This window comes from Marinobacter nauticus ATCC 49840 (assembly GCF_000284615.1).
GTDB classification, from domain to species: Bacteria; Pseudomonadota; Gammaproteobacteria; order Pseudomonadales; family Oleiphilaceae; genus Marinobacter; species Marinobacter nauticus.
Window position 1 is genome coordinate 170,435 of record NC_017067.1, and the last position, 19,081, is coordinate 189,515.

A 19,081-nucleotide genomic window follows, 5' to 3' on the forward strand; every position below is an offset into this window, starting at 1 on the left:
GGAATACACGGAGTTCCCCAGCCATGACCGATAGCCCGGGCCGAAAGGCCAGCCATTTCTTTGCCTATGTGTCGCGCCTGCGCTGGATCAAACGCTGGGGCCTGATGCGCAACGCTATTGATGAAAACGTGGCCACCCATTCCTGGGAGGTGGCTACCGTTGCCCACGCCCTGGCGCTTATTCGCAACCGGCATTTTGCCGGAACGGTGAACGCAGACCGTGTTGCTGCAGCGGCTCTCTATCACGATGCCACCGAAGTGATCACCGGGGATATGCCCACCCCGGTGAAATACCATTCCCGGGTGATGCGGGAGGCGTTCGGTGACATCGAACATAAGGCCGAAGCTGAATTGCTGGCGCTGTTGCCGGAAGACCTGCGGGAGGATTTTTCGCCCTATGTGCGGGAATCCCGACTGGGGCCGGAAGAAAAGGAACTGATCAAGGCGGCGGACCGTCTCTCGGCCTGGCTGAAATGTCGTGCCGAACTGCGTGCCGGCAATCCGGAGTTCGGCCCCGCGGAGCAGCAGATCCGGGCACGCCTGGAAGCGGACGGCCTGCCGGAAGTGCAGTACTTCCTGGAGGTGTTTGCACCCGGGTATGACCAGCCCCTGGATAACCTGCTGGGTTGATTGGAGGACTGGCTCTGGTGCCGGGCTCGCCAGGGGTCCAGTGCCATAGGTTTGCCTCTGGTGGCTCTCTAAAGTGGCGAATAACGAAAGCGCTGCTTTACTGAAAGACCACAACAAGAGGTTCCCGCCATGAAAGATCTGAACAACAAGGTGGCTGTCGTCACCGGTGCTGGCTCTGGTATCGGCCGATCCCTGGCCAAATCCCTCGCGGCCCGGGGCTGTCGGCTGGCTCTTTCCGATGTTAACGAGGCGGGGCTGGCGGAAACCGCAGCCAGCCTGGGCGGCGCCGAGGTAAAAACCTACCGCCTGGATGTCTCCGACCGGGACGCTATCTACGCCCACGCCGCGCAGGTCCGCAAGGAATTTGGTCAGGTTAACCTGATTATCAACAACGCCGGTGTGGCCCTCTCTGCCACGGTGCGGGAAATGACCGACGCCGATTTCAAGTGGGTGATGGACATTGATTTCTGGGGCGTTGCCCACGGTACCCGGGCGTTTCTGCCGTACCTGATTGAATCCGGCGATGGTCATGTGGTGAACATCTCCAGTGTGTTTGGCCTGATCGGAGTGCCCAAGCAAAGCGCCTACAATGCTGCCAAGTTTGCGGTGCGTGGGTTTACCGAGTCCCTGCGCCAGGAAATGAAACTGGAGAATCAGCCGGTTCAGGTCAGCTGTGTGCACCCTGGTGGCATCCGCACCAACATTGCCAATGCCGCGCGCATGGGCAAATCCGAAAACGCCGAGGCCCAGCGCAAGGGCTTCGACAAGCTGGCCATGACCACTCCGGACAAGGCGGCTGAAATTATTGTCAAAGGCATCCTCAAAAACGAATCCCGTATTCTGGTGGGGCCGGATGCCTGGGGCATTGACGCCATCAATCGGTTGCTGGGCTCGGCCTATCAACCGTTGGTGGAGCGGTTCTCCCGCAAGAACCTGTATATCTGAGGGCTCGCGGTAACCTGATCTCCGTTGGCTGGTTGTTTTACAGCCAGCGGAGACCGACTATACTCTCTGGTTGATCCAGGGAAGAGTCAGCATGAATACGTCAAAGCATCCGGATCTGGGGACGGCATTGGAACAAAGCCGCTCAGGACTCCGGGATAACCACCGTCGCTCGCTTACCAGGCTGTTGTTTCTGGTGACTGGCTCTGCGCTGGTCGTTTTTTCCTGTCTGCAATTTTTCAACGGTTATCCATGGGTGGCGCTGGTCGAGCTGTTGGCCAGTGGGCTGCTGTTCTACGGCGTTTTTTGTCTGAAAACCACGGCTCACCTGCAACAGTGGATCTACGCCTATCTGGTGTCGCTGTTTTCGTTTTTCATCGTCATCTTGCTGTTGCCAGAGGCCTCCATTGCGGCTTTTGTCTGGGTTCTGATGATGCCGGTTCTGGCCTACCTTCTGCTCGGCAAGCACGAGGGCATGATCCTGAGTGTGCCCTTTATGCTGGTGGGCGGGGTGGTTTACTACTTCTTCCTCGGTGATGTGGGTTCTGCCCACCGGATGATCGATCTGCTCAACATGGTTCTGTGCGGTGCCCTGATGCAGGTGTTCATGCACATGTACGAGGTGCGTCGGGAAGAGGCTGAGCAACGGTTGTTCGACATGGCACAGACCGATGCCCTGACCGGCCTGGCCAATCGCTCCAATTTCCAGTCAACACTGGCCCGCACTATTGCCGAGTGTGAGCGCAGCGGAACCGATTTTGCTCTGGTGATTATGGACATCGACCACTTCAAACTGGTCAACGATACCCTCGGCCACGATGCCGGTGACTACGTATTGAGGAGCATCGGGCAGTGCCTGACCGAGCGTCTGCGCACGACCGACTTTGTTGGCCGGCTGGGCGGCGAGGAATTTGGCCTGATTCTGAGGGATGCAAAGCCCGGCGATGCCTTTGAACTGATGGACGAGTTGCGGGAGCGCATTGCCCGGCGGGAGCTGAAATACGGCGAAGCGGGTATCCGCGTGACCGCCTCCTTTGGTATTGCCCAGTGGCCGGAGCATGGCAGGGAGGCGGAAACGCTGTTCTGTGTGGCAGATCGCTGTCTCTACAGCGGCAAGCGGGCAGGCCGGAACCGTGTGGCGCCCGCCGGTGCCGGACAGCCTCCGAAATCCGTCGGTTCGATGGCTGGAGGTCTCGGTTGATTCGGGTATCCTAGCGAATACACCCGGAAGCAAGGCCGAGGATACCGCCAACCATGTGTGAACTGCTGGCCATGAGCGCCAACACCCCGACCGATCTCTGTTTCAGCTTTACCGGTCTGACCCGTCGTGGCGGTGACACTGGCCCACACAAGGATGGCTGGGGCGTCGCTTTCTACGAAGGTAAAGGGGTACGCTGTTTTCACGATGCCGACGCCAGTGCCTCCTCGCGCATTGCCGAAGTGGTGCAAACCCACCCCATCAAGAGTGAAGTGGCCATCTGCCACATTCGTCAGGCCAATGTGGGTGATATCTGCCTGGCCAACACCCACCCGTTTATCCGCGAGCTCTGGGGCCGCTACTGGGTCTTCGCCCATAATGGTCAGCTTTCGGAGTTTTCCGCGGCGCCCGGCTTCTACGAGGCCGTTGGCAGCACCGACAGCGAAGCCCTGTTCTGCGATATCCTGAACCACCTGCGCAGTCATTGCGATCGAGACACTGCCACCGAGCAGGTGGTGGAACGGCTGGTTCAGCTGTCCCGGAACTACGCCCGCCAGGGGGTATTCAACCTGCTGCTAAGCAACGGCGACTGGCTGTTTACCTTTTGCACCACCAAGATGGCCAGTATTACCCGGCGGGCGCCGTTCGGCCCCGCCCGCCTCAAGGATGCCGACGTTACCGTGGATTTTGAATCGGAAACCACACCCAACGACATTGTCAGCGTCATCGTGACCGAACCCCTCACCAGCGACGAAACTTGGGATATTTACAAGCCGGGTGAATGGCGTTTGTGGCGACGGGGCGTTGTGGTGATGCAGGGCTCGGAATTGTGACCCAGTTCCGGTGGGGCGCCAGGCACTCAACCCTTTGACCGATGGCCGGCCGAGGCACGGCCTTTAGCATTTGTTCTGAACACAGGAAAGCGGTATCAGAACAACAAAGGGAATGACCCATGCCTGCCTCTCATCTGTCTGCGGCGGTGGCCCCGGCTGCCGATGACCGGAATATCAACTCGAGTGTGCCGGACCCCGGGCGTTGCCATGAACGCACCGCCGAGCACCTGATCCGTCTGCACGGGAGCCAGTCCAGCAGCTATTTTGCCTTGCAGCCGGATTGCCGGCACTTTCTCAGCCCCGGTCTCGGGCTGGTACCGTATGTTCCGGTAAAGGTGTTGGGGCAGCGGGTAAACGTGGTGCCCACAAGACCCCTGGCGGGAGCACAGAGTATGGGCCGGCTACTGCAGGCGTTCGAGCAGAGTGTGCCCGGCCCCTCACTGTATGTCGGCGTCGATCAGTCGCTCCTGGGGCCGTTGGGCGAGCTTGGTTACGATGCCACGGTGATGGGTACGGAGTTCTCGGTTGATCTGACGAGGTTCTCGCTTCGTGGCAAGGCGATGAAGCAGCTGCGCCATGCCCGCAATCTGGACAGGCGGTGTCGAATCGAGGTGCGGGAGCAATGTGGAGATGAGGTGAACTGGCACAAGGTGGCGGGTATCTCGGAGCGCTGGCGCCTGGGCAAGGCGGTCAAGGAACGGGAACTGGGTTTGCTCACGCGGCCACCGGTGTTTGCAGACGAATGGGGAGTGCGCAAGTTCTACGCCTATGTGGAGGGTGAGCTGGCCGGATACGTGTTCTTTGATCCTTGGTACCGTCACCATGAACTGGCGGGCTATTGCGCCAATATTCTGCGGGCGCCGCCGGAAATGAACCGGCTCGGCGTACTCGACCACATTATTCTGCAGGCGGCCAGTCAGTTTCGTGAGGAAGGCGTGCCGGAGCTGTCGCTGGGCATTGCGCCCCTGCACGGCGTCCGCCACTGCCCGGGTGACCGGCCGGGCCTGCGCCGCCTTCAGAATATCCTGTATCGCTATGGGAATCGCCTTTACGCCTTCCAACCTCTGGCGTACCACAAATCACGCTACCGTGGCCGGGAAACTCCCTGGTTTGTCTGTGCCCGGGAACTGGGCAGTACCCGACTGGTTGCCACGCTGATGAAGGGCACGGGTCTGCTCGCACTGCCATGACCCGGATTTCTGAACAGGCCTCCCAGTTTGGAGTGCCGGGGCTGGTTGATAACACCGGCACTGACTATGCTGAAGCTCATTTGCCAACGGTAGTGAGCTCCATGGTTGCCGAAACCAAATTAACCCGTCCCGGGCTGCCTTCAGGCTTGTTGCTTGAGCCCTCACGGTTGCAGGCCCTTGATTGTATTGAACAGGTGCCGTTTGTACTGGTGTCGGCACCGGCCGGTTTCGGCAAAACCACATTGGTCAGTCAGTGGCTGGAACAGGAAAAACCGGTGCATGCCTGGTTGACGCTGGACCATAGGGATAACGCGCCGGCCCTGTTCTGGAATGCCGTGGCCAGCGCCCTGGCGCGGGTGAACCCACGATTTGCCATTCGCGAGAGCACCTTGTTAGCCGCGCTGGAACCGGGTGCCGCTGTTGACCCGGTGACCATGCTGATCAACCGCCTGGCGGATTATTCCCGAACCTGGCAGGCACCCAGCCGCCTGGTTCTGGTGCTGGATGATTTTCACCTGCTTGACCAGCAAGTACTACTGGAGCAGATCCGGCGCTTTATCGACTTTGCTCCGGGTTTTTTGCGCATTGTCTGTATCTCGAGGCTGGATCCCCCTATTCGCACCGCGCAGTTACTGGCTCGGCAACAGATGGTTCGGCTGGGGCCGGAGGTGCTCCGTTTTGATCTGGCGTTGACGCGAAAATTCGTCCAGGCCCGCCGGGCTGATCTCTCCGAAGAACAGATGTTGCAGTTGCATCAGCGCACCGGCGGCTGGCCAGCGGCGTTGCAGCTCTCGGCGTTGTCGGAAAACCCGTTAAGCCATGTACCCGGGCCTGGTCAGAGAGCCCTGAGTGACTATCTGCTGGAGGAAGTGTTCGCTGGCCTGGAGCCCGGGCTACAGCAATTTCTCCAGGATATGAGCCTGCTCCCTCTTTTCTCACATGAGGTTGCTGATGAAGCCCGGAATGGTAGCGATGCAGCGGACTGGATCGCAGTCATGCGCGAACGCAATCTGCTGTTCCAGAGTTACGGAGAGGGTCACTACTGGTATCGCCTGCATGATCTGCTGATCGACTGGCTTCAGGCGCAGGATCGGGAGCCTGAAGGGGAAAGCTCCATACGAATCAGGGCGGCCGAGGCATTCCGCCAGCGGGGCCTGATTGTGGAGGCCCTTGAGCTTTTTCTGGCCGAAGGCTGCTATGACCAGGCGGAAGCCCTGGTACCGTTGCTGTTGCAGGCGGAGGACCTGAGCGGCTACCGGTCACTGCCTTCGCGCTTCCCGGACAGTGTTCGGATGTGTTCTCCCGCGCTGCTTCTGCTGCAGGCGCTGTTTGCCTTCATGGATGGTCAGTACGGAGCAGTGCTTGAGCATCTGGCCGCGGCCGACCGGCTTCTGCAGTCGACAGACCCGTCACCGGACACCGAGGCTCTGCAGTTTGTCTCCATGTTGTTGGGCTGGCCCTCGGCACGGTTTGCCGGCCACCGTGCAGAGGCCGAGCAGTCCCTGACTCAGATACAGGCCCGGTTGGCCAGCGCTCCAGTCGGCCTGCAACACTGGGGGCTGTATACCCTCGGTACTGAAGCCTTTATGGAGGCACGATTGGGGCCGGCGCGCACCTTGTTGACCGATGCGCTGGCAGGGGCCCTGAAGAGTGGCGATAACCCCTGTGCCCTGCGCTGTCTGGTCATGCTGGTTCCGGTTCTGGTGCAGGGCGGTCGCATTGGCGATGCCCGCCGCTGCTATGAACAGACCCGGTTGAAGCTTGTCAACGGGCCCGTGAGTAAGGAGCAGGTTTGCCTTCTGGCCTATCTGGAGGGCTTGTTGGCGCTGGAGCATCATGATCTTGCATACGCCGCAAAACGGCTGGGCGAGGCCGGTCTGATTGCCGACCAGCATCTGACGCCGCTGGATCAGCTTTACCTGGCGTTTGAGCGGTTTCGCCTGGGCATGGTTTTGCGAGACTCCGAACTCTGGCAGCAGGAACTCAGCCGGATTGAGCAGTTGCACCAGGTTATGGGCCAGTTGCGCTGGCACCATAACATTCCGCGCCCGGAGGTACTGGAGGCGTTGGCGCGATTGACGGAGGGTAACGCCTTCCCTTTGATTCTATGGGCCCAGAGCGATCCGGAACCGGTTGTAGGTAATCGCTTTTGTACCCTGAACGAAACCTTGTTGAAACTGATCGGTCAGTTGCTGGCGGCGTCGCCGGTGGCCCGGGAACTGGCAGCCCTGCGAACTGAGGCGGAAGAGGCGGGGTTGCTTCAGCTGGTGTGTCGTCTTGATCTGGTCAGTCTGATGGTTCAGGCCTTCGGGGATCAGGATCCTGAGGGAGCGGTGAAAAAGCTCGATGCACTGTTGGCGCTCTGGGTGCCCCGTGGTCTGGTGCGCCCCTTTGTGGATGCGGATCCCCGGCTGGATAGTCTGCTCGACGCCTGTATTACCCGCGGCTGGTCGGAAGTGGAAGCCAGCCGGATACTGGCTCTCCGGCAGGCCCGGATGGAGCCGGAAGCCGAAACCTGCGCCCGCACCCCGGAAGTCGCTGGTCCTGATGAACCGTTAAGTGATCGGGAACAGGGGGTGTTGGATCTGCTGGCAGAGGGACTCAGTAACAAGGCCATCAGCAAACAGCTCGGCATCTCAGTGGCGACGGTAAAGTCACATTTGAGCAATATCTACGGCAAGCTTCAGGCCGAGAACCGGATGCAAGCGGTTGCTCGCGCCCGGGAACTCGGCCTGATGTCATAGAGCGGGTGCACGATTACTGCAGCGTGCGCCGATTGCCGTTCTTGTACTGGGGCGCGATGTAGTCCTGGATCTGTTCCTTGAAACGACCGATCAGCTCACTGTTGTCCTTGTCCCAGGGATGGAAGCCGGGCTTGAAGTACTCCAGCCAGGTCGGGATCAGACTGGAGAAGGCGCCGTTTTTGCCCCACATGCGCCACATACCTTTGGCGGCGTCCTTAACGGAGAAATGGCTGCGGTCCTTCAGGGCCATGCGGCCGGTATACCAGGTGCCGACAATACCCAGGGCTACGGTACTGAAGACCTGGTAAAACGCCCGCTCGGTGTAGGTACCGCCAGCCTGGAGGAAAACGTCATAAGCAACGGCCTTATGCTCGGTTTCCTCAATGGCGTGCCACACCCACAGCGGGCGCATGGATTCGTGCATGTCTTCGCGTATATCGTCACGCTCCAGCAGCATGTCGGCCATCATGGCTGTGATGTGCTCCAGGGCGCAGGTAATGGCCAGCTGGCGGCGTTTGGGCAGCTTCCGTGCCACGTCCAGAATCACTTTCAGATCCCGCTCCATCTCTTCTACCGGCATGCCCTGGTCGCGGACATGCTGGTTCATGGCGATGTGCTCGAGCGAGTGCATGGCTTCCTGGCCGATGAAACCGCGCACGTCCTCTTTCAGCTTCTTGTCCTGGATCTGGTCTCGAAACGCCCGGACCGAGTCCACAAAAAACTGCTCACCCTCGGGAAACAAAACAGACAGGGCGTTCATGGTATGACTGATCAGATAGTTGTTATCCACCCAGTATCTGGGGACTTGTTCGCCAAACTCGAAACCCATGCGCTGGGGTTTGATGGAGACATTGTCCGGGGTATGGGAGGCCTTGCCCGGTTTGTTCGTTTGTGTGGTGGTCAGCATGGTTCTACTCCTTTGCGACGGAACGCTTTGGCTGATGTCATGAAGCCAGTGTGGCGGAGTCAATCCGGATACTGAATGCGCGAAGGGGACGGGCATCGTCCACAATGGGACAGGGGATTGGCCCGGGCGACAGCGGAGTCGGGGCAGCGGGCCCCACTGTGGCGGCAATCCGGTTCTGATAGAGTCAGAAACACGATAAATATCAATCAGGGACACACTATGGCAGGTACCGGTGCAGACAACGAGCGGCAAATGTTGGGGTTGTTCCTGGTGCCCGGGGTGTACCTGCGGGTACTGGCTGAAACCGTTCGTCAACTGGGTTACAACGACCGCCAGCTTTATCAGGGCCTGGATTTCACACATGAGGACCTGAAAGCCAACGACAGTCGGGTTTTCGTCACTGACGCCACTCTGATGGCGCAGCGCGCGCTCGAGGTGGCGGGCAAAGATGGCCTGAGCTTTATACTGGCGAGAGAGTTGCGGCTGACCATCCATGGCACCCTGGGCTTCGCCGCGCTCACCAGCCCGACCTTTGAGGGTGCGTTGGACTCTGTCCGTCGTTATCTTCAGCTGCGGGCGCCCTTTTTGAGCATGAAACAGTCCATAGCCGGTGACAAGGTGCTGGTTCAGCTGTGCGCGGAGTTTGCGTTGCCGCCTATCTCCGAGTTTCTGGCCGAGACGGTCAGCGCCACGTTGATTCTGCTCACTGAACAACTACTCGACCGGAGCGATGCCGAGGCCCGGGGTTTTGCCCTGGAAGAGGGTAAATTACCGGGCGTGTCGGTACACCTGCGGGGCCCTGAGCCTGCCTATTACCGGCGGTTTGCCGCCCAGTTGCCGGTCCGTTTCGAGTTTGGCCAGCCCGAGGAAATGCTGATTTTCCCCCGCAAGCTGCTGGACGTGCGCATGCGTCTGGCGGATGCTGAAGCCTCCCGGATGGCCCGGGACCAGTGTGAATTCGAGTTGCAGAAGGCGCTCAAGGAGCAGGGCGACATCGTGCTGGCGATTCGCAATATGCTGCGGATGACCCCAGGCCCCTTGCCCTCCCTGGAGGCCATGGCCGAGCGCTTCTGCGTGTCTTCCCGCACCCTGAAGCGGCGGTTGGCGGACCGGGACACCAGTTATCGGGAGATTGTCGAGGCCGTGCTGAAAGATCGGGCCATCCAGTTGCTGCGCTACACCAATCAGTCAGTCAGTGAGATTGCCTATGAACTGGGCTATGCCGATCTGTCCAATTTCAGCCGTGCGTTCCGCAAGTGGACGGGTAAATCCGCCAGTGAGTTTCGCGAGGACGGGCCGGACCCGGCACCGGATCTGGGGCCCTGAGTGCCGTTTGTGATTCCAGCGTTCGCCCCCATATTGATCTGATCAGGCGTCCGTTTTGCGTCTGTGGTGACACACCAAATCCAACTGTGAACAGGAAGAACGCCGCAATGATCGAAAGACCCGACACCCACAGCAAGCTGATCGGCTACCTGCTCTGGATATTCGGATTCCTGGGTTCGCACCGTTTCTATTACGGCAAGCCGGTGACCGGCACCATCTGGTTCTTTACTCTGGGGCTGCTGTTTATCGGCTGGATTATTGATTTGTTCCTGATTCCGGCTATGGACAAGGAAGCTGATTACCGGTTCCAGGATGGCCAGATCAGCTACAACATCGGCTGGATACTGCTGACCTTCCTGGGGGTTTTCGGGGTGCACCGGATGTACATGGGCAAATGGCTCACCGGCATCCTGTACCTGCTCACCGGCGGCCTGTTTTTCATCGGTGTGCTGTACGATTTCTGGACCCTGAACAGCCAGATTTCCGAGCGTAACCGGGCCGATCAGCTGGCCTGATTACAGACCGGCGTTGCGCTCCAGCTCTGCCAGACCCTGTTCCAGGTAGTCCAGCATCCGTTGCAGGCTGGGCAGGGTCCGGCGACAGCCAATCAGGCCGAACTCCACCTGGTCGTTATAGCTGGTCAGTGTCATGTTCAGGGCCAGCCTGTCCATATCGATAGACACCGGATACATGCCTTCCAGTTTCGCCCCGTTCCAGTACAGGGGCCTGGATGGCCCGGGGACATTGGAAATCACCACATTGAAGGTCTGCCACTTGGGCGCCAGCCCGGTCAGCAGGTGGAAGGCGGCCGGCGCCAGGGTCAGGGCCGTGTAGTTGACGATTTCCTCCGGGCTCATATGCCGGTAGCGCTGCTTGGCCTCTTCCATGCCGTGGTGAATTTTTAACAGTCGTTCGCCGGCGTCCTGCACATCGGTGTGAAGGCTCGCCAGGATGACGCCTACCTGGTTGCCGCCGGAGCTGTCGTCCCGGCGTAGCGACACCGGCACAAAGGCCACCAGTGGTTTCTCCGGCAAGGCATCCTGATTCATCAGATAGGTACGCAGAGCCGCTGCGCACATGGCAGTCACGACATCGTTGACCGTGGTGCCGTAGGCCTCGCATACGGCGCGAATCCGTTTCAGGCACCAGGACTGAGCGGCGAATCGACGGGAACCGGTGATTTTCTGGTTCAGCATGCAGCGCGGGGCATGGAAAATGGAGTCGTAGGCCGGATCCTTCCGGGCCTGATTGATGGTTTTCAGTAGCTCCTTTGCCACAGTGGGAATGGTGCCGAGCTGGCGGCCCGAAAGCCCCAGCAAATGGGTGACACTGCGCCAGAGGGAGTGTCCGTCCGACTCACCCCTATCCCGTGACAGGCAAGGCAGATCCCAGATTGGCGGCATGCCGTGTTCGTCCGGGTTTTCACTCAGCATCCGGGTGGCCATGCGCATGGCCGAGACACCGTCCACCAGGGAATGGTGAACCTTGGTGTAGAGCGCAAACTGCCGGTCTTTCAGGCCCTCGATCAGGTGCACCTCCCACATGGGGCGCTCCCGGTCCATCAGGTGCGAATGCTCCGCCGATACGAACGACAGCAGCTCCCGAATACGCCCGGGTGTGGGCAGCGCCTCGAAGCGGAAATGATGCTCAAGGTCCAGGTGCTCATCCTCCACCCATACCGGCTGGCCCAGGCGATAGCTCAGGCGCTGGTTAAAGGGGGCGGTCACCTCCGTCTTCTGCCGAAGCTGGTCTGCCAGCTGCGCGACATAGTCGTCCGGCGCGCCTTCGGGGAAGGAAAACAGCTGGAGGCCGCCCACATGCATGGGCTGCTGGCGTTTTTCCAGCCAGAGAAAGAGCTGGTCAGTGGGATTCAGGGGCGTCACGGGGCAATCCTTGTTCTTGGTTTATGCCCCGATACTACCCCACTCCGAGCGGGTAAAAATTGGCTTTGGTAACAGCACCACCAAAAAGCCCGGCGAAAAGGCTATTGCGCGTCTCCACGCAGCGCTTTGACCTTTTCTTCCAGACGCTCGGCACTGGCCTCGTGGGGCGAGACCGGGAGACCAGCCAGCAGGTGAATCCGGGACCAGAACCGCCGTGGCCAATGGCTGAAGGCCGGCCCGCCACAATGGCTGAAAAAGCTGCCCCAGAGGCCGCGCAGTGCCATTGGCACCACCGGTACCGGTCGCCGGGCCAGAATCATGTCGACACCGGGCTTGAAGGTATCGACTTCGCCGTCTTTGGTGAGTTTGCCTTCCGGGAAAATACACACCACATGGCCGGCTGCGAGTTCTTCATCAATGCGGTCGAAAGCGGCTTCGTAAATCTCCGGCACCTTCGATTTCGGACCAATGGGGATAGCCTTGGCCAGGCGGAAGAAACCGCCCATGACCGGTGTCGCGAAAATGTTGTGATCCATCACGAATCGGACGGGTCGCCGCACCGCGCCGGCGATCACCAGGGCATCCATGTAGGAGACGTGGTTGCACACCAGCAGCACGGGGCCCTGCTCGGGTATACGGTCCAGGTTGTGGTGCGTGACCCGATAAATCGTGTGGGACAGGACCCAGATGACAAAGCGCAGGGCAAAGTCCGGTACCTGCTGGTACACGTAGGCCGCCACCATCAGGTTCATGATCGACAGCACCAGGAAGAACTCGGGAATGGTGAGTCCGAACAGGCCGAGCATGAGCATGCCCAGCAGCGCGCTGACCACCATAAACAGGGCGTTGAAAATATTCAGGGCGGCGATCACGCGGGCCCGGATGGCCGGTGGTGTTTCCTGCTGGACATAAGCATACAGCGGCACGATAAACAGGCCGCCAAAGATACCAATGGCCAACAGGTCAATGGCCACCTGGCGATAATGGGGATCGGTTATGATCAGCCACCAGTCTGAGGGAATTGGCTGCTCCGGCATATTGAAGAACAGATCGATGCCGAAGAAACTCAGGCCAATGGAGCCGATGGGTACGATCCCCAGTTCAATCTTGTGGCCGGACAGCCGCTCGCAGGCAATGGAGCCGGCGGCGATGCCGATGGTGAAAATCGCCAGCAGTAAGGTGACGACCGTTTCGTCCCCCATCAGGTGAGTCTTGGCGAAGTTCGGAAACTGGGTCAGATAGGCGGCACCCAGAAACCAGAACCAGGATATCGCCATGATGCTCAGGAATACATTGTGATTGTCCCGGGCAATGGCCATCAGTTTCCAGGTTTCCTGCAGCGGCCGGAAACGAATACGCAGATCCGGCGCTGCTGCCTCGGCTCTGGGAATCCGCCAGGCGGCCACCAAGCCAATCACCGCCAGCACCGCAACGGCGATGGCAATCACGGGGCCGGGAGCCGCAGCTTTCATCATCACGCCGGCCATCAGGGTACCCACCAGGATGGCCACAAAGGTGCCCATCTCTACCAGCGCGTTACCACCCACCAGCTCGGATTCTTTCAGGGCCTGGGGCAGGATCGCGTACTTCACCGGCCCGAAAAACGCGGATTGCACGCCGGTGAGAAACAGCAGAAGGAACAACACCTCGTGCCAGCCAAACCAGAGCCCGACCGCGGCAATGCCCATGATCACCACCTCGGCGAATTTGATCCAGCGGATAACCGTGGATTTCTCGTACCGGTCCGCCACCTGGCCGGCAATGGCGGAGAACAGGAAAAACGGCAGGATAAACAGCATCGCGGCCAGATTGACCACCACATCCGACGACAGGCCAAACAGGCCCCCGGCGCTATAGGTCACCAGCAGCAACAAGGCATTCTTGAACAGGTTGTCGTTGAAGGCACCGGCAAACTGGGTGACAAAGAATGGCAGGAACCGTCGCTCGGATAGTAGGCGAAACTGACTGTGATCTTCCATAACCTGAGGCTCTCCCTATGGGGTTCGCCGCAGACTATACGGCGCCCGGGAGGTGGTCAAGCGCGGCTGTTGTGCGCATACTGGATGCAGGATTGTGTTCCCAACCCAATGTTCTGGATGATGTGGAGTCTTGCCTATGGATGTTCAGCAGGCTGTTGTGTCACGCTGCTCGGTGCGGGACTTTCTGGATACCCCGGTGCCTGAAGCCACGCTTCGAACGGTAATCGAAACGGCGACCCGGTCGCCATCCGGAGGCAACCTGCAACCCTGGCATCTGCACGTCGTCACCGGCGATGCTCTGGCCCGACTCAAAGCCTTGATGCAGGAGAGGGTCAGCAAAGGTTTCAACGAAGTGCCGGAATACGAAATCTACCCACCAAAACTGCAATCGCCCTACCGCGACCGCCGGTTCGAAATCGGCGAACTCATGTACTGCCGGCTCGACATCCCTAGGGAAGACAAAGCCGCCCGCTTCGAATGGTTCAAACGCAACTTCGAATTCTTCGGCGCTCCGGTCGGCCTGTTCTGCACCGTCGACGACAACATGGGCCCGCCCCAGTGGTCCGATCTGGGCATGATCCTGCAAACCATCATGCTGTTGCTACGCGCCGAAGGCCTCGACAGCTGCGCCCAGGAATCCTGGTCGGTGTACCCGAAAACCATCAGCGAATTCCTGGACTTGCCTGAACACCGCAAAGTCTTCGCCGGCATGGCCATCGGCTACGCCAACCCCGACAGCCCGGTGAACCAGCTCACCAGCCCAAGGGCACCGCTGTCGGAGAACGTCGAGTTTATCAGCTGACAGGCGAACCTCAGGCGGCAACCGATGCCGCCTGAGCCACCGGCACTTCCAGCCGGATCCGGTTGCCGTCCAGCAACACCGGATAGACCTTCACCTGCGCGCTCTCGTCTTCCAGACATTGCCCGCTGCGCAGGCTGAAATGCTGCTTGTACAACGGTGACGCCACCACCGGCTCACCGTTGATATCCCCGGTAATGCCTCGGGCCAACACGTTCGCGCCACTGAACGGATCGGTATGGCTGATGGCAAACAATGCCGGCAGGCGGTGTGGCAGATAAAACACCGCCACCGGCCCGTCGTCGGTCCAAACCGCAATACCGGAATCAGCTACCAGATCGTCCACGGTGCACACTGCTTCCCAACAAGTCCGAGCTTTCATAGCAAAGTCTCCAAATTCCAAGGTCGTTAAGTTTCCTATCCCACAGATGTTTGTGAGCGTGGGAGCCGGATTCATTTTCTGGCAGGAAAAAAGATGTCTGAGCAAAGCGAGTTATTTTTTCCAGAAGAAAATTACCCCGGCCCCCGTGCTCCGCCCCAAAACCAGAAGGCTACGAAGAAACCGCCTCCAGTTCCGGCCTACGCTGCCCCCGCTCCGAAGTCCAACGCTGCACCGGATCCTTCTGTTCCGGCGCATTCACAAACTCCCGGAACCGCTTACGCTTCTCCGGATCCTCCACGGCGGTCCTCCACTCGCACTGATAGGTATCCACCAGATCCGCCATATGCTGCTCCAGCTCCTCGCCAATGCCGAGGCTGTCCTCCAGCACCACCTGCTTCAGATACTCCAGGCCACCTTCCAGATTCTCCATCCAGACCGACGTCCGCTGCAGCCGGTCCGCCGTGCGCACATAGAACATCACCACCCGGTCGATGGTGCGGATCAGCTCCTCATCCGACAGATCGGTGGCAAACAGATCCGCATGCCGCGGCCGCATCCCGCCATTGCCACACACATACAGGTTCCAGCCCTTCTCCGTGGCAATTACCCCGAAATCCTTGCTCTGGGCCTCCGCGCATTCACGGGTGCAGCCGGACACCGCCATCTTCACCTTGTGCGGCGCTCGCAGGCCCTTGTAGCGGTTCTCCAGGGTAATCGCCATGCCCACGCTGTCCTGCACGCCGTAGCGGCACCAGGTGCTGCCCACGCAGGACTTCACCGTGCGCAGGGACTTGCCGTAGGCGTGGCCGGTCTCAAAACCGGCGGCGATCAGCTTCTCCCAGATCTCCGGCAGCTCGCTCAGGGTGGCGCCGAACAGATCCACACGCTGGCCGCCGGTGATCTTGGTGTACAGGTTGTACTCCCTGGCCACCTCGCCCAGCACAATCAGCTTGTCCGGAGTAATTTCACCGCCGGGAATGCGCGGCACAATCGAGTAAGTGCCGTTCTTTTGCATGTTGGCCATGAAGGTGTCGTTGGTGTCCTGCAGGGGTACGTGGTCGGTGGCCAGAATGTGCTCGTTCCAGCAAGTGGCCAGAATGGAGCCCACCGTTGGTTTGCAGATGTCACAGCCCTGGCCCTTGCCGTATTGTTTGAGCAGGCCCCGGAAGGTGCGGATACCGTTCACCTTCACCAGATGAAACAGTTCCTGTCGGGTGTAGGGGAAATGTTCGCAAAGGTCGGTACACACCTCCACGCCGCGCTTTTCCAGCTCGCTGTCCACCACCTTCTTCAGTAAAGCCGCACAGCCACCGCAGCCGGTACTGGCCCTTGTTTCAGTCTTGACGCCGCCCAGGTCGGAGCAACCGGCGTCAATGGCACCGCAGATATCGCCCTTGGTGACGTTGTGGCAGGAACAGATGGAGGCTGTGTCCGGCAGGGCGTCGGCCCCCAGGGCAGGCGCGCCACCTTCGCTTTCCGGCAGAATCAGCGCCTCCGGGTTGGCTGGCAGCTCAATGCCATTGAGGGCGTACTGCAGCAGGGTATCGTAAGGGCCGTTGTCGCCTACCAGAATGGCGCCCAGCAGAGTCTTACCGTCCTGGCTCACCACCATGCGCCGGTAGTGGCCGGCCTGCTCATCGTGAAAACGGATATTGCGTGCACCCGGGGTCTGGCCGTGGGCATCGCCGATGGAGCCCACATCCACCCCCAGCAGCTTGAGCTTGGTGCTCATATCGGCACCGGTAAAGGCCGCACCGGTGTCTTTGTTCAAAGCGGCCGACAGGGTGCGCGCCATGGTGTAACCCGGAGCCACCAGTCCGAAGATGCGATTGTTCCAGAGTGCGCATTCACCGATAGCGTGAATGTTCGGGTCTGAGGTGGTGCATTGATTGTTGACCACAATCCCGCCGCGTTCGCCCACATCCAGGCCGCAGGCCCGGGCCAGGGTATCCTGGGGACGGATGCCGGCGGAAAACACAATCAGATCGGTTTCCAGATGGCTGTCGTCGGCGAAGTTCATCCTCAGCCGCGCGTCGCTGCCCGGAACAATGGCCGTGGTGGCCTTCTCGGTGTGCACCTGCACGCCCAGATCCTCGATCTTCTGGCGCAAAAGGGCGCCACCCTGATCGTCCAGCTGCACAGGCATCAGGCGCGGGGCAAATTCCACCACATGGGCCTGCAGCCCCAGGCTTTTCAGGGCGTTTGCCGCTTCCAGCCCCAGCAGACCGCCGCCCACCACGACACCGGTTTTCGCTGACTGGGCGCTGGCCTGAATGGCATCCAGATCGTCCAGGGTTCGGTACACAAAGCAGCCATCCTGATCGTTGCCCTTAATGGGCGGTACGAACGGGTAGGAGCCGGTGGCCAGCACCAGTTGATCGTAGGTGTACTCGCCTTTCGGTGTCGTCAGCACGCGGGTGTTCCGGTCGATGGCGGTGACCGGCTCATTCAGGCGAAGATCGATGCCCTGTTCCGCGTACCAGTCTGCTGTGCCCATGGCGAGGTCAGCGTGAGTGGATCCGGTGAAGTATTCCGACAGATGCACCCGGTCGTAGGCCAGCTGCTTCTCTTCACCGAACACGATCACCCGGTAGGTCTCGGCCGCCGGGGACTGGCTGAACTGTTCCAGGAAGTGATGGCCAACCATACCGTTGCCGATCACGATCAGGGTCTGTTTACTCATCTTGCTGTCCTCTCTCTTGGCAGCCTATCAGGCTGCTGCGTCGCAATAGGTTTTGCCGAAAGCGATGGTGTCCCGGTAGCGGGAGACATCGGCGCCGGAGCGAATCAGTTCGCTGTACCAGGGGCCGTTGGCGGTATCGCCCAGCAGGATGGCGCCGGCCAGCCGGTTGCTATCCAGCAGCAGTTGGCCGTAGACCGCGTGGGTTCGGTCCTGCCATTCAACAATTTCGGTATGCTCGCCGGGGACTACCCGGCCACAGGAAAAAATGGGCAGATCGCTGATTTTCAGTCGGGTGGCGACTTCTCCGGGCTCAAATGTTCTGGCTCCCGGCACCTGGCAAAGAAGCTGTGCCAGGATCCGGGCCTGCTCGTAACCGGGTTCGACCAGACCAAAGGTGTGTTCCTGAAACTGACAGCACTCACCCAGTGCGTAGATATGCCGGTTGGACGTCATCAGGTTCGGAGTGACTCGAATACCCCGGTCACAGTTGAGGCCGGCGTCAGCTGCCAATCCCTTGTTGGGTTCAATACCGGTAGCAATAACCACCAGGTCCGTGGCCAGTACCGTGCCGTCACTCAGTTCCACGGCGCGGACCTGATTCCGACCGAGCAGGGAGACCGGCGAGGTGCCGGTTCGGATACTCAGCCCCCGCTGCTGTAACTTCTGCTTCAGGATATCGCCGGCGATCGGGTTCAGCTGTCGGTTGAGCAGATGACCGCTGCGGTGCAGCACCGTAACGTCCATGCCCCGGGTCCTGAGCCCTTCGGCCGCCTCAAGACCGAGAAAGCCTCCGCCGATGACCACGGCGCGACGGTGTGACTTTGCCTGCCGGATCAGCGTGCGAGTGTCGGCCAGATTCCGGAAGTTCATCACGCCGTCAAGGTCTTCACCGGGGAGGCCAAGGCGGGAGGGCTGTGCTCCGGTGGCCAGCACCAGCGTGTGATAGGACTGGGTGCGACCACAGGCGGTTGTTACCTGGCGCTGGCCCGGACTGATATGGGTGACAGGCTCATGCTGGTGTACCTCTATTCGGTGCTTGTGGAACCACTGCCAGGGTTTCAGTTCCAGATCGGTTTCCTGAATCTGATCGGCCAGCAATGACGACAACTGGATCCGGTTGTAGGCAGCGAAGGGCTCACCGTTAAACACCACAATGCGACTGAACGGATGCCCCTGGGCTACCAGTTGCTCCAGCAGCCGCTGCGCGACCATGCCATGGCCGCAGATCACCAGTGGGTTATCCTGTGTGTGTTCCATGGAACTGAGTGCCTCCAGCAACGAAAAAAGCCGGAGCATCATGCTCTCCGAAGAGAACAGATGGTCCGGCACCAATGCCAACAACAATGATCTGATGGTCCGGCCTGATTCCATGGCCGGGACAGTCGTCCTTGTCTAAGTGTTAGCGATCTCCGTGCCAACTTTTTCAGGCTTTATTATTCAATGGCTTAGGTGAGTCCGCTGAAGGAGTCCGGCTCGTGGGCATCAAAAGGGTGCCCCGGGATGGGGCGAAACGCACGATGATTGGGCCGGAATGACTGGCCTGTAAATTGCTGCAGTCCGGGTAGAAAGGAACCAACTGTGTACCG

At 59.9% G+C, this 19,081-nt stretch carries 15 protein-coding genes; 9 read left to right on the forward strand and 6 right to left on the reverse strand.

Annotated elements, in window-relative coordinates; genetic code table 11:
• Positions 1-23: 23 nt before the first annotated feature.
• The 6 genes from yfbR (at position 24) to MARHY_RS00775 (ending at position 7,536) form a co-directional block, all read left to right on the forward strand.
• Complete coding sequence (gene yfbR / locus MARHY_RS00750) at positions 24-629, forward strand: 5'-deoxynucleotidase (protein WP_011783737.1); 606 nt, start codon at positions 24-26, stop codon at positions 627-629.
• Positions 630-758: 129 nt separating this feature from the next.
• Entirely contained in the window at positions 759-1,574 is an 816-nt protein-coding gene (locus tag MARHY_RS00755) for an SDR family NAD(P)-dependent oxidoreductase (RefSeq protein ID WP_014420137.1), read from the forward strand.
• Between the two features lie 91 nt (positions 1,575-1,665).
• The gene (locus MARHY_RS00760; RefSeq protein ID WP_023011989.1) at positions 1,666-2,772 is read left to right on the forward strand and encodes a GGDEF domain-containing protein; all 1,107 of its coding nucleotides are present in this window, start codon (positions 1,666-1,668) and stop codon (positions 2,770-2,772) included.
• A gap of 53 nt (positions 2,773-2,825) precedes the next feature.
• On the forward strand, positions 2,826-3,602 hold the full coding sequence (locus MARHY_RS00765) for a class II glutamine amidotransferase (RefSeq protein ID WP_011783740.1): 777 nt from the start codon (positions 2,826-2,828) through the stop codon (positions 3,600-3,602).
• Between the two features lie 119 nt (positions 3,603-3,721).
• Positions 3,722-4,792, forward strand: coding sequence for a DUF2156 domain-containing protein (locus tag MARHY_RS00770; RefSeq protein ID WP_014420139.1), 1,071 nt, complete (start codon positions 3,722-3,724; stop codon positions 4,790-4,792).
• The gene (locus tag MARHY_RS00775; protein WP_014420140.1) at positions 4,789-7,536 is read left to right on the forward strand and encodes a LuxR C-terminal-related transcriptional regulator; all 2,748 of its coding nucleotides are present in this window, start codon (positions 4,789-4,791) and stop codon (positions 7,534-7,536) included. The genes MARHY_RS00770 and MARHY_RS00775 overlap by 4 nt, the downstream gene beginning before the upstream one ends.
• A 13-nt stretch (positions 7,537-7,549) precedes the next feature.
• Here the strand turns inward: MARHY_RS00775 and MARHY_RS00780 are convergent, their stop codons facing one another.
• Complete coding sequence (locus MARHY_RS00780) at positions 7,550-8,443, reverse strand: metal-dependent hydrolase (RefSeq protein WP_014420141.1); 894 nt, start codon at positions 8,441-8,443, stop codon at positions 7,550-7,552.
• Positions 8,444-8,662: 219 nt separating this feature from the next.
• Between MARHY_RS00780 and MARHY_RS00785 the strand changes: the two genes are divergently transcribed.
• Both MARHY_RS00785 and MARHY_RS00790 read left to right on the forward strand, forming a co-directional pair.
• Positions 8,663-9,769, forward strand: a complete 1,107-nt coding sequence (locus MARHY_RS00785) for a helix-turn-helix transcriptional regulator (protein WP_011783745.1) — start codon at positions 8,663-8,665, stop codon at positions 9,767-9,769.
• 107 nt (positions 9,770-9,876) lie between these two features.
• The gene (locus tag MARHY_RS00790; protein ID WP_022993443.1) at positions 9,877-10,284 is read left to right on the forward strand and encodes an NINE protein; all 408 of its coding nucleotides are present in this window, start codon (positions 9,877-9,879) and stop codon (positions 10,282-10,284) included.
• On the opposite strand, the gene MARHY_RS00795 is transcribed toward MARHY_RS00790, so the two are convergent.
• On the reverse strand, positions 10,285-11,652 hold the full coding sequence (locus tag MARHY_RS00795; protein WP_014420143.1) for a WS/DGAT/MGAT family O-acyltransferase: 1,368 nt from the start codon (positions 11,650-11,652) through the stop codon (positions 10,285-10,287).
• A gap of 101 nt (positions 11,653-11,753) precedes the next feature.
• Positions 11,754-13,631: an MFS transporter gene (locus tag MARHY_RS00800; protein WP_014420144.1), complete on the reverse strand. Its 1,878-nt coding sequence runs from the start codon at positions 13,629-13,631 to the stop codon at positions 11,754-11,756.
• 136 nt (positions 13,632-13,767) lie between these two features.
• On the opposite strand from MARHY_RS00800, the gene MARHY_RS00805 reads away from it, so the two are divergent.
• Positions 13,768-14,433: a nitroreductase gene (locus tag MARHY_RS00805; RefSeq protein WP_041654443.1), complete on the forward strand. Its 666-nt coding sequence runs from the start codon at positions 13,768-13,770 to the stop codon at positions 14,431-14,433.
• A 10-nt stretch (positions 14,434-14,443) separates the two neighbouring features.
• Here MARHY_RS00805 and nirD read toward each other — a convergent pair whose 3' ends face one another.
• The 3 genes from nirD to MARHY_RS00820 form a co-directional block, all read right to left on the reverse strand.
• Entirely contained in the window at positions 14,444-14,812 is a 369-nt protein-coding gene (gene nirD / locus MARHY_RS00810) for a nitrite reductase small subunit NirD (RefSeq protein WP_041654446.1), read from the reverse strand.
• A gap of 169 nt (positions 14,813-14,981) precedes the next feature.
• Entirely contained in the window at positions 14,982-17,495 is a 2,514-nt protein-coding gene (gene nirB, locus MARHY_RS00815) for a nitrite reductase large subunit NirB (RefSeq protein WP_014420147.1), read from the reverse strand.
• 27 nt (positions 17,496-17,522) lie between these two features.
• Positions 17,523-18,866, reverse strand: a complete 1,344-nt coding sequence (locus tag MARHY_RS00820) for an NAD(P)/FAD-dependent oxidoreductase (RefSeq protein ID WP_226374370.1) — start codon at positions 18,864-18,866, stop codon at positions 17,523-17,525.
• Positions 18,867-19,081: the final 215 nt, after the last annotated feature.